General features: G+C 70.2%; 14 protein-coding genes. 10 read left to right on the top strand and 4 right to left on the bottom strand.

The window, feature by feature from the left end; translation table 11 throughout:
- Window positions 1-44: 44 nt before the first annotated feature.
- From EV699_RS03600 to proC, 4 genes are all read right to left on the bottom strand, one after another.
- The gene (locus tag EV699_RS03600; protein WP_132539054.1) at window positions 45-2,450 is read right to left on the bottom strand and encodes a putative bifunctional diguanylate cyclase/phosphodiesterase; all 2,406 of its coding nucleotides are present in this window, start codon (window positions 2,448-2,450) and stop codon (window positions 45-47) included.
- 115 nt (window positions 2,451-2,565) lie between these two features.
- Window positions 2,566-2,874, bottom strand: coding sequence for a DUF167 domain-containing protein (locus EV699_RS03595; protein WP_132539052.1), 309 nt, complete (start codon window positions 2,872-2,874; stop codon window positions 2,566-2,568).
- 7 nt (window positions 2,875-2,881) lie between these two features.
- On the bottom strand, window positions 2,882-3,466 hold the full coding sequence (locus EV699_RS03590; protein ID WP_132539050.1) for a YggT family protein: 585 nt from the start codon (window positions 3,464-3,466) through the stop codon (window positions 2,882-2,884).
- On the bottom strand, window positions 3,463-4,293 hold the full coding sequence (gene proC / locus EV699_RS03585) for a pyrroline-5-carboxylate reductase (protein WP_132539048.1): 831 nt from the start codon (window positions 4,291-4,293) through the stop codon (window positions 3,463-3,465). The genes EV699_RS03590 and proC overlap by 4 nt, the downstream gene beginning before the upstream one ends.
- A 623-nt stretch (window positions 4,294-4,916) precedes the next feature.
- On the opposite strand from proC, the gene EV699_RS03580 reads away from it, so the two are divergent.
- The 10 genes from EV699_RS03580 to EV699_RS19820 form a co-directional block, all read left to right on the top strand.
- Complete coding sequence (locus EV699_RS03580) at window positions 4,917-5,588, top strand: amino acid ABC transporter permease (RefSeq protein ID WP_132539046.1); 672 nt, start codon at window positions 4,917-4,919, stop codon at window positions 5,586-5,588.
- A 12-nt stretch (window positions 5,589-5,600) separates the two neighbouring features.
- Window positions 5,601-6,254, top strand: a complete 654-nt coding sequence (locus EV699_RS03575; RefSeq protein ID WP_132539044.1) for an amino acid ABC transporter permease — start codon at window positions 5,601-5,603, stop codon at window positions 6,252-6,254.
- Window positions 6,255-6,354: 100 nt separating this feature from the next.
- Entirely contained in the window at window positions 6,355-7,170 is an 816-nt protein-coding gene (locus EV699_RS03570; protein ID WP_132539042.1) for a transporter substrate-binding domain-containing protein, read from the top strand.
- Window positions 7,171-7,243: 73 nt separating this feature from the next.
- Entirely contained in the window at window positions 7,244-8,023 is a 780-nt protein-coding gene (locus EV699_RS03565; protein WP_132539040.1) for an amino acid ABC transporter ATP-binding protein, read from the top strand.
- 29 nt (window positions 8,024-8,052) lie between these two features.
- Window positions 8,053-8,871 (top strand): shikimate dehydrogenase family protein, encoded by an 819-nt coding sequence (locus EV699_RS03560; protein WP_132539038.1) that lies wholly within the window; start codon window positions 8,053-8,055, stop codon window positions 8,869-8,871.
- A gap of 151 nt (window positions 8,872-9,022) precedes the next feature.
- Entirely contained in the window at window positions 9,023-10,267 is a 1,245-nt protein-coding gene (locus EV699_RS03555; protein WP_132539036.1) for an ABC transporter substrate-binding protein, read from the top strand.
- A 93-nt stretch (window positions 10,268-10,360) separates the two neighbouring features.
- Window positions 10,361-11,278: a carbohydrate ABC transporter permease gene (locus EV699_RS03550; RefSeq protein WP_132539034.1), complete on the top strand. Its 918-nt coding sequence runs from the start codon at window positions 10,361-10,363 to the stop codon at window positions 11,276-11,278.
- Window positions 11,278-12,153: a carbohydrate ABC transporter permease gene (locus tag EV699_RS03545; protein WP_132539032.1), complete on the top strand. Its 876-nt coding sequence runs from the start codon at window positions 11,278-11,280 to the stop codon at window positions 12,151-12,153. Before EV699_RS03550 ends, EV699_RS03545 begins: the two co-directional genes overlap by 1 nt.
- A 99-nt stretch (window positions 12,154-12,252) precedes the next feature.
- Entirely contained in the window at window positions 12,253-13,368 is a 1,116-nt protein-coding gene (locus EV699_RS03540) for an ABC transporter ATP-binding protein (RefSeq protein ID WP_132539030.1), read from the top strand.
- A gap of 399 nt (window positions 13,369-13,767) precedes the next feature.
- On the top strand, window positions 13,768-14,060 hold a 293-nt coding region (locus tag EV699_RS19820), incomplete at its 3' end, for a porin (RefSeq protein WP_165904016.1).

Genomic DNA, 14,060 nt, shown 5'->3' with positions numbered 1-14,060 from the left:
CTGGCCGGGTGAGGCGCGCCATCATGCCGGGGCCTGACCGCGCGTCAAGCCGATGCCGTGCCCGGCACCGGCAACGCCGCCTGCGCCAGCGCGAAGGCCGGTGCCGGCGGGCCGAAATAGTTGCCCTGGCCGAGCGGGATGCCGAGTTCGAGCAGCAGCGCGATCACCGCCTCGTCCTCGACGAATTCGGCGATCGCCTCGATGCCGAGCCCGGCGGCGAGGTTCGCGATGGCCTTGACGAAGATGCGGTCGGTGGGGTCGGTGAGGATGTTGCGGATGAAGCTGCCGTCGATCTTCACGAAGTCCACCGTGAGGTTCTTCAGGTAGTGCAGCGAGGAGAAGCCGGCGCCGAAGTCGTCGAGCGCGAAACGGTAGCCGGCCGCGCGCAGCGCGTGGATGAACTCGCGCGCGGTGGTGAAGTTCTCCACCGCGGCGGTCTCGGTGACTTCGAACACGATCGCCGCCGGATCGGCACCGTGGCGCAGCGTGGCGTCGCGGATCAGTTCGAGCAGGTCGGCGCCGCCGAAGTGACGCGCCGACAGGTTGATGGTCAGGTTCACCGGCCGGCCGACGCGCCGGCTCGCGCCCTGGGTGGCGATCGCGGTCTCGACCACCCAGCGGTCGAGTTCGCGGATCATGCCGAAGCGCTCGGCGATGGCGATGAAGGCCGCGGGGCGGATCTCCTCGCCGCCGTCGCCGAGCATGCGCAGCAGGCTCTCGTAGTGGTGCACCTGGCCGCTGCGCAGGTCGACGATGGGCTGGAACACCAGGCTCAGGCGCTCCTCGCGCAGGGCGCTGCGGATGCGGTCCTCCCAGTGGATCTTCTCGCGCATGCGCGCCTGGTCGAGCCCGCCCTCGAACACGCAGAAGGTGTTGCGGCCCTGGTCCTTGGCCTCGTACATCGCGGTGTCGGCGTTCGCCAGCAGCTCGCTGATGTGGCTGCCGTGCTGCGGGAAGAAGGCGAGCCCGATGCTCGCCGAGAACGGCGTGCGCCTGCCCTCGTGCACGAACTCCTGCTCGTTCAGCGTGGTGAGCAGCGCGCGGCACAGCGCCTCGGCCAGCGGCGGTGTGGTCACCGGCAGCAGCACGCCGAACTCGTCGCCGCCCAGGCGGCCCAGCACCGCGTCCGGCGGCAGCGGCCCCGGCAGCAGCCGGGCGACCTGGCGCAGGTACTTGTCGCCGGTCTGGTGGCCGTAGCTGTCGTTGATGTACTTGAACTGGTCGAGATCGATGAACAGCAGGGCGCCGCCGACGCTCGCCTCGCGCGCCCGGTCGACGTGGTGCTGCAGGAGCTCCTGGAAGCGGTGGCGGTTGTACAGCCCGGTCAGCGAATCGTGCGCGGCGAGGTAGGCGAGGCTCTCCTCGCCGCGCTTCTCGTCGGTGACGTCGAGCAGCAGCCCGGCGAGGCGCGGCCCGTCGGGCGTCGCCTCGGCCGAGCCGATCAGGCGCAGCCAGCGGTACTCGCCGCCGCGGTTGCGCACGCGCAGGTCGAGCGTGTGGCTGCGCACCGAATGCCCCGGGTGGGTGAGGAAGCCGCCCACCCAGAGGCGGTCCTCGGGGTGGACGAAGGTGCTGCAGAAGTCGCCCTGCAGCCACACGGCGACCGGGTGCCCGAGCAGTTCCTCGACTTCCGGGGCGACGTAGACGAAGCGGCCCTTGCGCGGATCGGCTTCCCACACCACCGCGCGGATGCCGTTCAGCAGCGCCGCCAGCCGGCGCGTCTCCTGGCGCATCGACTGCTGCTGCGCGCGGGCGCTGGCGTCGCGTTCGCCGAGGGCGCCCGCGAGGCGATTGACGGCATTGCCGAGTTCACCGACGTCGCCCGGCGGCAGCCCCGGCACGCGGTGCTCGTACTCGCCGCGCCCGAGCGCTTCGAGGCCGCGGCCGATCGCCTCCAGCGCGCGCCGCAGTCCCAGGCCGAAGCTGATGAAGCCGAAGCCCGCCAGCAGCATCCCGACCAGCACGATGCCGGCGTTCTGGCGCGCGAGTTCGGTGGCGAAGTACAGGCGCCGGCGCTCGAAGCCGAGGCTCAGCTCGCCCGCCACCTGGCCGGCGACGTACACCGGGCGCTCGACCCGCAGCAGTTCGCCGTCGCCGTAAAGGCGTGCCCCCCCCGCGGGGCCGCCGGTGGCGGCCATGCCGGTGGGCGGGGCGTCGCCGAGCGAGGCGAGCAGGTTCTGCTGGGCGTCGAACAGCGCGGCGAAACGCAGGCTGCGGTCGTCGCGCAGCAGTTCGAGCACCGCCAGCGCCTCGCTGCCGTTGCGGGCGGCGAGGCTGCGTTCGAGCGCCGCGGCGAGCAGTGCGCTGCGCTCGCGCAACGCACGGTCGACCTGTTCCTCGCCGCGCTCGTCGAGCATCCGCCAGGTGTTCCAGGCCACGGCCGCGAGCGCCAGGCACAGCACCACCGCAATCGCGAGCAGCAGCCGCAGCGAGGGACGGAGGCGGTTCATGGTGTGGTCGTGCGATCTCTGACGGCGCGGCGGGCCGTGATGACGCGCCGCTGGGCGGGTGCCTGGGCGTCCCCGTAGGCAAGTGTAGACGGCCGGATGCCGGCGGCAGGGCGGCTCAGGGAGGCGCGGTGCGCCCGGCGGCAGGCGCGGCTTCGACCGCCGGCGGCAGCCGCCGCGGCGCGTGGATGCGCAGGCGCTTGTCGCGCCCGCGGGCGCCGGCGAGCAGGCTCACCGCCGACGGCGGCACGCCGCAGAGCCCGGCGAGGAAGGCGCAGAGCTGGCGGTTGGCCGCACCATCGACTGGCGGCGCCGACAGGCGCACGCGGAGGCTGTCGCCCTGCACCCCGGCGAGCTCATCGCGGCCCGCGCGCGGCTGCACGCGCACCTGCACGATCAGGTCGGCGCCGTCCCAGCGGTACCACACCGCAGGCTCAGCCGCGCAGCAGCGCGAGGCCGACGTCGCGCAGCGGCGCCACCAGCAGCATCAGCACCAGCTGCAGCCCCACCAGCACCAGGATCGGCGACAGGTCGACGCCGCCCAGCGGCGGCAGCAGCCGCCCGGCCGGGCGCAGCACCGGCGCGGTCAGCCGGTTCACCAGCGCGTACAGCGGGTTGTAGGGGTCGCGGACGAACCAGCTCATCAGCGCCTGGATGATCACGCCCCACAGGAACACGTTGACCAGCCGCCCCGCCAGCTCGGCGACGGTGAGCACGAGCAGCCCGGCGATGCCGATCGGCAGGCCGCCGAGTCCGAGCACCAGGCACCATTCGAGCGCCTGCAGCGCGAACATCAGCACCACCGCGGCCATGTCGAGCCCGAACAGGCCGGGGATCCAGCGGCGCAGCGGCAGCAGCGGCGGGTTGGTCAGCTTGACCAGGAACTGCACCAGCGGGTTGTAGAAGTCGGCGCGTGCCCACTGCAGCAGGAAGCGCAGCATCAGCGCCAGGATGTACAGCCCGAACGCGGTCTCGATCAGGAAGATGCCGGCGTTGTTGAGGTAGGGCGCGCCGGTCATCGGTCGCTGCCCAGCAGGTCGCCGAGTTCGCGCGAGCGCGCGGCGGCGGCGGCGAGGGCGCGGCTGAAGATCGCCTCGATCCCGGCCTCGCGCAGCACCTGCACGGCGGCCTCGGTGGTGCCCTTCGGCGAGGTCACCCGCTCGCGCAGCTCGGCCGGGCTCTCGCTCGCCTCGAGCGCGATCTTGGCGGCGCCGAAGGCGGTCTGCAGCGCCAGCAGGCGCGCCGTGTCGGGCTTGAGGCCGAGCTGCACGGCGGCGGCCTCCATCGCCTCCATCACCAGGAAGAAGTACGCCGGCCCGCTGCCCGACAGCGCCGTCACGGCGTCGATGTCGGCCTCGTCGTCGACCCACACGGTCAGGCCCACCGCGCGCAGCACGCTCTCGGCCTGGCGCCGGCGCTCGGCGCTCACGCCCGCCGCCGCGTACAGCGCGGTGGCGCCGCTGCGCACCAGCGCCGGGGTGTTCGGCATCGTGCGCACCAGCGCCACGCCGCCGCCGAGCCAGCGGTCGATGTCGCTCATGCGCACCCCGGCGGCGATCGAGATCACCAGCGGCTTCTGGTGCTGCACCGCCTCGGCGATGCCCTGCGCGACCTCGCGCAGCACCTGCGGCTTGACCGCGAGCACCACGATGCCGGCACCGATGACGGCCTCGGGGCTGGCTTCGAAGGTTCGCACGCCGAACTGGGCGCGCAGGGCTTCGCGGCTTTGCGGCGCGCGCTCGGCGACCCACAGCGACTGCGCATCGACGCCATCGGCGATGAGGCCGCCGATGAGGCTGCGCGCCATGTTGCCGCCGCCGATGAAGGCAATGGGTGTGGAGGTCATCTGCAGGGTTCCCCGCGGTGATGGGCAAAGGTGCACAAGCTAAGCCGCGGCCGGCGACTTTGGCAACCGCACACACCACCGCCGCGGCCGCACGCAGGGTCCGCATCGTGCCGGCACCCGCACGGACCCGCCGCGGCGCCCGGGTGACGGTGCGGACAACGCGCGGCGTCAAGCGAATCGACGCTTGACGCGGGCGACGTCGCATGAAATATTTGGAACCGGTTCCAAAACAAACCTAAACCGATCCCCGCCGTGCGGCGGAGTGTCGGGGGAGGCGCGAAACCGGCCTGGCGGCAGCCACCGGAGCGGGCGGGACCGGGGCTGCGGGAAGAGGGATGAAACCTCTTTCTCGTGAAAAAATGGAACCGGTTCCATAACCGTTGACCCGACCCGCGAGCCGCCGAGCAGGAGGCGCCGGATGACCGGTCACGCGCCGCCCCGGCCCCGCCGCGGGGCCGGCAGAGGCATCACCCAGAACACCGGAGGAGAGACTTCATGCACACCGCATCGCCAGCAGGACCGCCCGCCGCCCGTGCCGCGCGCCGCCCGGCGGCGCCGCTGCCCGCTTCGTGCCGCGACGCCGCGGCGCGCCCGCAACGCCGCCGCGAGGCCGGAGGTCCGCGATGAACTACGTGTTCCAGTTCCAGGAAGTGTTCGCGGCGTGGCCCGAGCTGCTGCGCGGCGCCTGGCTGACGATCAGCCTGTCGGCCGGGGCGATGGCGCTCGGCCTGGTCGTCGCGGTGTTCGGTGCGCTCGGCAAGACCATGGGGCCGAAGCCGGTGCGCTGGCTGGTCGACGTGTACGTGGAGGTGATCCGCAACACGCCGTTCCTGATCCAGATCTTCATCATCTTCTTCGGCCTGCCGCGGCTCGGCATCCAGCTCAGCGCCAACCAGGCGGCGCTGATCGCGATGGTGGTCAACGTCGGCGCCTACGCCACCGAGATCGTCCGCGCCGGCATCGAGACCATCCACAAGGGGCAGATCGAGGCCGGCCTCGCGCTCGGGCTGCGGCCGCTGCAGGTGTTCCGCCACGTCGTGGTGTTCCCGGCGCTGCGCACCGTGTACCCGGCGCTGTGCAGCCAGTTCATCCTGCTGATGCTGACCTCCAGCGTGGTCTCGGCGATCTCCGCCGAGGACCTCACCGGGGTGGCCAACAACATCCAGTCGCAGACCTTCCGCAGCTTCGAGATCTACCTGGTGGTGACGGCGCTGTACCTCGGGCTGTCGCTCGCATTCTCGGCCGCGTTCGCCGGTATCTGGCGGGTGGTGTTCGCCCGCCAGGACCGGCGCTGAAGGAGCCCCGCCATGATCCGTCAATTCACCACCAACGAGTTCCTGTTCATCCTGACGGCGGTGCGCTGGACGCTGCTGCTGTCGCTGATCGCCTTCGTCGGCGGCGGCCTCGCCGGCCTGGGCGTGGCGCTGGCCCGCACCTCGCCGCGGGGCTGGCTGCGCCACCTGGCGACCGGCTACATCCAGGTGTTCCAGGGCACGCCGCTGCTGATGCAGCTGTTCCTGGTGTTCTTCGGCGCCAACATCCTCGGCTCCGGCATCGACCCGCTGCTCGCCGCCGCGATCGGCCTGACGCTCAACGCCGCCGCCTTCCTCGGCGAGATCTGGCGCGGCTGCATCCAGGCGATCCCGAAGGGCCAGTGGGAGGCCGGCACCGCGCTCGGGCTCGGCTACTGGACGCGCATGCGCCACGTCATCCTGCCGCAGGCGGCGAAGATCGCGGTCGCCCCCACCGTCGGCTTCCTGGTGCTGCTGGTGAAGAGCACCTCGCTTGCCTCGATCATCGGCTTCGTCGAGCTGACCCGCGCCGGGCAGATCGTCAACAACGCGACGTTCAAGCCCTTCCTCGTGTTCGGCATCGTCGCGGCGATCTACTTCGCCATCTGCTGGCCGCTGTCGCTGTGGAGCAAGCGCCTGGAAGCCCGCTTCGGCGTCGTCGCCCGCTGACTCACCCATCCGGGGCCCCGGCGCGTGGCCGCCGCCGGACCCGGGCCCCCCACGACCACCCGGCCCCGACCATCACCATCGAGAAGAGAGAGGAAACCCCATGTCCCTGAAGACGTTCGTCAACCGTGCCCGCCGTTCGCTGCTCGCCCTCGGCCTCGGTGCCGTCATCGCCGGCGCGCTCGCCGGCCCCGCCGCCGCGGCCGGCATCGACGACATCGTCAGCAAGAAGAAGCTGCAGGTCGGCGTGCTCGTCGACGTGCCGCCGTTCGGCATGACCAACGCCAACAACGAGCCCGAGGGCTACGACGTCGACGTCGCCCGGCTGATGGCGAAGTACCTCGGCGTCGAGCTCGAACTGGTGCCGGTCACCGGGCCGAACCGCATCCCCTTCCTGCTCACCAACAAGGTCGACGTGCTGATCGCGACCTTCGGCATCACGCCCGAGCGCGCCAAGCAGGTGCAGTTCGCGATCCCCTACAGCAGCTTCGACGTCGTGCTGCTGGCGCCCAAGGCCAAGGCGATCGGCGCGGCCAAGGACCTCAAGGGCGTCAAGGTCGGCGTGGCGCGCGCCAGCACGCAGGACACCGCGGTCACCGCGATGGCGCCGCAGGGCACGCAGATCATGCGCTTCGACGACGACGCCACCACCATGCAGGCGCTGCTGTCGGGGCAGATCGACGCGATCGGCGTCACCACGCTGATCGCCCGGCAGATCCAGGAGATGAACCCGGCCGCCGAGTACGAGGCCAAGTTCGTGCTGCGCCGCCAGCCCAACGGCATCGCGATGCGCCGCGGCGATGCCGACCTGCTGCAGTGGGTCAACACCTTCATCTACTTCATCAAGAACAACGGCGAACTCGACGCCATCCACCAGAAGTGGCTGGGCAAGCCGCTGGGCGAGCTGCCGGTGTTCTGAGCCGCCGCCGTGCCCGCGCCGGGCGCGCGTGCCGCGCGCCCCGATCGACCCGCATCCACCGGAGCATGACCACATGAACACCGCATCGAACGCCGTCGCCGCCCGTCCGCTCGCCGACGAAGTCATCATCACCCTCGATCACGTCGACAAGTACTACGGCGACTTCCACGTGCTGCGCGACGTCAACCTGGCGGTGCGCAGCGGCGAGCGCATCGTCATCTGCGGGCCTTCGGGCTCGGGCAAGTCGACGATGATCCGCTGCATCAACCAGCTCGAACACCACCAGAAGGGCCGCATCGTGGTCGACGGCGTCGAGGTCGGCCACGGCCACAAGAGCCTCGACACCGTGCGCCGCGAGGTCGGCATGGTGTTCCAGAGCTTCAACCTGTTCCCGCACCTGACGGTGCTGCAGAACTGCACGCTGGCGCCGATGAAGGTGCGCGGCATGGCGGCGGCCGAGGCGCGGGAGATCGCGATGAAGTACCTCGCCCGCGTGCGCATCCCCGACCAGGCCAACAAGTACCCGGGGCAGCTCTCCGGCGGCCAGCAGCAGCGCGTCGCCATCGCCCGCGCGCTGTGCATGAACCCCAAGGTCATGCTGTTCGACGAGCCGACCTCGGCGCTCGACCCGGAGATGGTCAAGGAGGTGCTCGACACCATGATCGCGCTCGCCGAGGACGGCATGACCATGCTCTGCGTGACCCACGAGATGGGCTTCGCCCGCCAGGTCGCCGACCGCGTGATCTTCATGGACAAGGGCGAAATCATCGAGCAGGACGCCCCCGAGGCGTTCTTCGCCAACCCGCGCTCGGAGCGCACCCGCGCCTTCCTCGGCCAGATCCTCAAGCACTGAGCCGCCGCACCGCTACCGGAGTGACCGACATGCCGCGATCCATACCGACCCTGTGCGGTTCCCTCACCGGCGAGCCGTTCGCGCTCGGGGTGCGCATCCACAACGCGAGCTACCGCGCGCTCGGGCTCGACTACACCTTCGTCTGCTTCGGCGTCGAGGACCCCGCGGCCGCGGTCGCGGCGATCCGCACGCTGGGCATCCGCGGCTCGAACGTGTCGATGCCTTACAAGTCGGCGGTGATGCCCCACCTCGACGCGATCGACCCGGCGGCGCGCGCGATCGGCGCGGTCAACACCATCGACAACCGCGACGGCCACCTGACCGGCTACAACTCGGACTACGTCGGTGCGCTGCGTGCGCTGCAGGAGGTCTGCGACTGCCGCGGGCGCCGTCTCGCGGTGCTGGGCGCCGGCGGCGCGGCGCGGGCGGTGGTCTACGGCGCGCGCGAGGCCGGCGCCGCGGTCACCGTGTTCAACCGCTCGGCGGCGCGCGGGCAGGCGCTCGCCGACGAGATGGGGGCCGCCTTCGGCGGGCCGCTGGAGGCGTTCCGCGCCGAGGACTTCGCCATCGTCGTCAACGCGACCTCGGTGGGCTTCCGCGCCCCCGACCTCAACCCGCTGGCCGGGCGGCTGGCGCCGCACCTGGTGGTGATGGACGTCGCCTTCATCCCGGCGCGCACGCGGCTGATCCGCGATGCCGAGGCGCTCGGCTGTCGCACGGTGCCGGGCACGCGCATGTTCCTGCACCAGTCCTGCCGGCAGATCGAGCTCTACACCGGCTGCGAGGCACCGCTCGCGGTGATGGAGGCGGCGCTGCTCGATGCCATCGCGCAGCTCGAGGCGGCCTGAGCGCCGCCTGCAAGACTTCGAAACATTCCCGCAAGATGCGGTAGCGCAGCGTTACGGAGTGTTCTCCGGCCCCTTGTTAGATTGCGTCCACGCCCGGCGCCGCACGCAGCGCCGGGACGACATAAGCACGCATCCCCAGAGGAGAACACCCATGAAGTTCCCGAAGCGTCTGACGCTGGCCGTCGGCCTGTCCGTTGCCCTGGGCTCCGCCCATGCCGGCGAGGTCGAAGTACTGCACTGGTGGACCGCGGGCGGCGAGGCCAAGGCCGCCGGCACGCTGCGCGCGCTGGTCGAACAGGAGGGCCACACCTGGAAGGACTTCGCGGTCGCCGGCGGCGGCGGCGAGGCCGCGCTGACGGTGCTGAAGTCGCGCGCGGTGTCCGGCAACCCGCCCGCCGCCGCGCAGATCAAGGGCCCGGCGCTGCAGGAGTGGGGCGAGCTCGGCTTCCTCGCCAACATCGACGTGGTCGCCGACAAGGCCGGCTGGGACAAGCTGCTGCCGAAGACCGTCGCCGACATCATGAAGGTCGACGGCCACTACGTCGCCGCCCCGGTCAACGTGCACCGGGTGAACTGGCTGTACGCCAACCCCGAGGTGCTGAAGCAGGCCGGCGTCGAGCTGCCGCAGACCTGGGACGCCTTCTTCGCCGCCGCCGACAAGCTCAAGGCCGCCGGCGTCATCCCGCTCGCCCACGGTGGCCAGGCCTGGCAGGACGCGACGGTGTTCGAGGACATCGCGCTCGGCCTCGGCGGCGTGGAGTTCTACCGCAAGGCGCTGGTCGAGGCCGACGAGGCCACCCTCAAGGGCCCGACCATGGTCAAGGTGCTCACCACCTTCAAGCGCCTGAAGGGCTACATGGACCCCAACCGCGCCAACCGCCTGTGGAACGACGCCACCGCGCTGGTCATCAACGGCAAGGCGGCGATGCAGTTCATGGGCGACTGGGCCAAGGGCGAGTTCAGCGCCGCCGGCAAGGTTGCCGGCAAGGACTATCTGTGCGCCCCGGCGCCGGGCACCGAGCAGGCGTTCAGCTACAACATCGACTCGATCGCGATGTTCAAGCTCAAGGGCGACAACACCGCGCAGCTCGCGCTGGCGCGGCTGATCATGGAGCCGACCTTCCAGGAGACCTTCAACCTCAACAAGGGCTCCATCCCGGCGCGCGGCGACGTCTCGATGGACAAGTTCGACGACTGCGCCAAGCGCTCCAGGGCGGACTTCGACGCCGACGCCAAGGCCGGCACGCTGGTGCCGAGCATGGCCCACGGCATGGCGGTGAAGACCGACGTGCAGGGCGCCTTCTTCGACGTCGTCACCAACTTCTTCAACGATGACGCGATGAGCGCCGAACAGGCGGCCGAACGCCTCGCCAAGGCCGTCAAGGCCGCGAAGTAAGGCAGGCGCGCCGCCCCTCTCCCGGCGCGGGAGAGGGGTGGCAGCGGGGCAGCCCCCGCCCGTCCCCTCAACACCCCCGGGAGGAGAACCGCCATGGCGACCGCCATCGACGCGGTGCGCGCGAGTGCGCGCGACACCGGCTTTCGCGACACCCTGCAGCGCTGGCTACCGAAGCTGGTGCTCGCCCCCACCGCGCTGTGCGCGCTGGTGTTCATCTACGGCTACATCGGCTGGACCGCGCTCCTGTCGATGACCAACTCGAAGATGCTGCCGAGCTACACCTTCGTCGGCTTCGACCAGTACGTGCGCCTGTTCGAGAACGAGCGCTGGCTGGTCGCGGCGAAGAACCTGGTGCTGTTCGGCGGCCTGTTCATCGGCGTCTGCCTGCTCGTCGGCGTGCTGCTGGCGGTGCTGCTCGACCAGAAGATCCGCAGCGAAGGCGCGCTGCGCGCGATCTACCTGTATCCGATGGCGCTGTCGTTCATCGTCACCGGTACCGCCTGGAAGTGGATCCTCGACCCCGGCCTCGGCCTGCAGAAGCTCGGCCAGGAGCTCGGCTGGAGCAGCTTCCGCTTCGACTGGATCACCGACCCCGACCGCGCCGTCTACACGCTGGTGATCGCCGCGGTGTGGCAGAGCTCGGGCTTCGTGATGGCGCTGTTCCTCGCCGGCCTGCGCGGCGTCGACCCGAGCATCGTCAAGGCCGCACAGCTCGACGGTGCCAGCCTGCCGCGCATCTACTGGCGCATCGTGCTGCCCTGCCTGCGCCCGGTGGTGTTCAGTGCGGTGATGATCCTCTCGCACATCGCGATCAAGAGCTTCGACCTGGTGATGGCGCTCACCGGCGGCGGCCCCGGCTACAGCTCCGACCTGCCCGCCACCTTCATGTACGCGCACACCTTCACCCGCGGGCAGATGGGCCTGGGCTCGGCGTCGGCGATGCTGATGCTCGGCGCCGTGCTCGCGATCATCGTCCCTTACCTGTACTCCGAACTGCGGGGGAAGCGCTGATGAGCCTCGAATCCCTGAGCCACGCGCCGCGCGGCCATGCCCGCACGCTGATCCACCTGGTGCTGATCGCCTGGGCCGGCTTCTACCTGCTGCCGCTGGTGGTGATGCTGCTGACCTCGGTGAAGCCGCTGGAGGAGATCCGCAGCGGCACGCTGCTGAGCCTACCGCACGCGCTGACCTTCGAGCCCTGGATCAAGGCCTGGTCGAGCGCCTGTACCGGCGCCGACTGCCGCGGCCTGGAGCGCTTCTTCGTCAACTCCTTCGCGATGGCGATCCCGGCGGTGCTGATCTCGACCGCGATCGGCGCGGTGAACGGCTACGCGCTGACCAAGTGGCGCTTCAAGGGCTCCGACCTGCTGTTCGGGCTGCTGCTGCTCGGCTGCTTCATCCCCTTCCAGGTGGTGCTGCTGCCGATGGCGCAGACGCTCGGCTGGCTCGGGCTCGCCAACACCATCCCGGGGCTCGTGCTGGTGCACGTGATCTACGGGCTCGCGTTCACGACGCTGTTCTTCCGCAACTTCTACGCCGGCATCCCGGACGAGCTGATCCGCGCCGCGCAGCTCGACGGCGCCGGCTTCTTCACGATCTTCGTGCGCATCCTGCTGCCGATCTCGGCGCCGATCATCGTCGTCTGCGTGATCTGGCAGTTCACCCAGGTGTGGAACGACTTCCTGTTCGGCGTCGCCTACTCCGGCAACGAGACCAAGCCGGTGACGGTGGGCCTGAACAACCTCGTCAACACCTCGACCGGGGTCAAGGAATACAACGTCGACATGGCCGCCGCGCTGATCGCCGCGCTGCCGACGCTGGTGGTGTACGTGCTCGCCGGCAAGTACTTCGTCCGCGGCCTGACCGCCGGCGCGGTCAAGGGCTGAGCGCGCGCCCGGTCCGTCCCTTTGCGTCGCGCCGCGCGTGCCGGGCCCGGGGCCCCGCGCACGGCGCCGTACCGTCCCGTCTCTGAGAGGTTTGCATCCATGTCCGCTCTCGAAATCCGCAAGGTCAACAAGCGCTACGGTTCCGTCCACGTGCTCAAGGAGATCGACCTGTCGATCGAATCCGGCGAGTTCCTGATCCTGGTCGGCCCGTCCGGCTGCGGCAAGTCGACGCTGATGAACGCGATCGCCGGGCTCGACGAGATCAGCGACGGCTCGATCCACATCGGCGGGCGCGACGTCACCCACGTCGGCCCGAAGGATCGCGACATCGCGATGGTGTTCCAGAGCTACGCGCTGTACCCGAGCATGAACGTGGCCGAGAACATCGCCTTCGGCCTGGAGATGCGCGGCGTCGACAAGGCCAGGCGTGCGCAGGAGGTCGCCCGCGTCGCCAAGCTGCTGCAGATCGACCACCTGCTCGAGCGCAAGCCGGCGGCGCTCTCCGGTGGCCAGCGCCAGCGCGTCGCGATGGGCCGGGCGCTCGCCCGCCAGCCGCAGATCTACCTGTTCGACGAGCCGCTCTCCAACCTCGATGCCAAGCTGCGCGTGGAGATGCGCACCGAGATCAAGAAGCTGCACCAGCGCCTCGGCACCACCATCGTCTACGTCACCCACGACCAGATCGAGGCGATGACGCTCGCCAACCGCATCGCGGTGATGAAGGACGGCGTGCTGCAGCAGTTCGCCACGCCGCAGCAGATCTACGACGAGCCGGTGAACATGTTCGTCGCCGGTTTCATGGGCTCGCCGGCGATGAACTTCATCCGCACCCGCGTGGTGCGCGCCGGCAGCCACTACGGCGTCAGCGTGCGCAACGGCGCCGGCCGCGACGTCGTGCTGCCGCTGCCCGAGCGTGGCAACGGGCTGTCGGCGTGGGTCGACCGCGAGGTCGTGCTCGGCCTGCGCCCGGAGCAGATCACCCACGTCACGCCGCACCGCCTGGAGCGTCCGCTGGTGACCGAGCTGCCGTGCACGGTCGAGGTGGCCGAGCCGACCGGGCCGGACACGCTGATCCTGATCCGCATGAACGACCAGGAGGTCGCCGCGCGCATCGAGCCGCACGCCCAGGCGCCGGTCGGCTCGCCGATGCCGCTCGCCTTCGACATGAGCAAGGCGGTGCTCTTCGACCCGGCGACGCAGCAGCGCTGCCATTGACGGTCGCCCTGGTGGCGGCGCCACCACACCGTTGTGGCGCGGACGCGGTGTGGTGGCGCGTGGCGATGTAGTATTGCAACAGATGTGTAGTATTGCTACAATTTGCCCAGATGAAGCGACCACGTGAATCTGCGTACGACCAGGCCCTCATTCGGCGCCAGTCACGAGCAAATTCAGTTAACTCCGTTAACTGAGCAGAAACAATCGATGTTCGGCTGTAGCGTAAGATTCATCGCCGATTATCGTCGACCGGTTATTTTGCTACACCGGAGCCTTTGGGCTTCGCCCGGAGCGGCCACGAAGGCTGCGGACACGAATTCCACGTCGCGGCCGGGCGCGGCGAATACCCCAGAACGTGCCCGCGTGGGCCCCAAGATCACTAAAAGGGAGTCGAAACCCATGAACCGCTCCAAGCACCTGCTCCTTGCGACCGCCGTCGCCGCGGCGCTCGCCGCTGCCGGCGCCGCCCAGGCCGAGACCACGCTGTTCGGACGTGCCGGCATGGCCGTGGTCAACAGCGACGGCTTCCCTGGCGGCAACGGCAACCACGCCTGGGACGTGCGCGCCGACGACAGCTACATCGGCGTCGAAGGCAAAGAGGACCTCGGCGGCGGGCTCTCCGCGGTGTACTTCTACAAGTTCGTCGTCAACGCCGACGGCTCGGCCAGCGGCCAGCCCTTCGACCAGAAGGA

This window comes from Plasticicumulans lactativorans (assembly GCF_004341245.1).
GTDB classification, from domain to species: domain Bacteria; phylum Pseudomonadota; class Gammaproteobacteria; order Competibacterales; family Competibacteraceae; genus Plasticicumulans_A; species Plasticicumulans_A lactativorans.
Note: the sequence above shows the minus strand (reverse complement) of the source record. Positions and strands in the feature narration are given on the sequence as shown.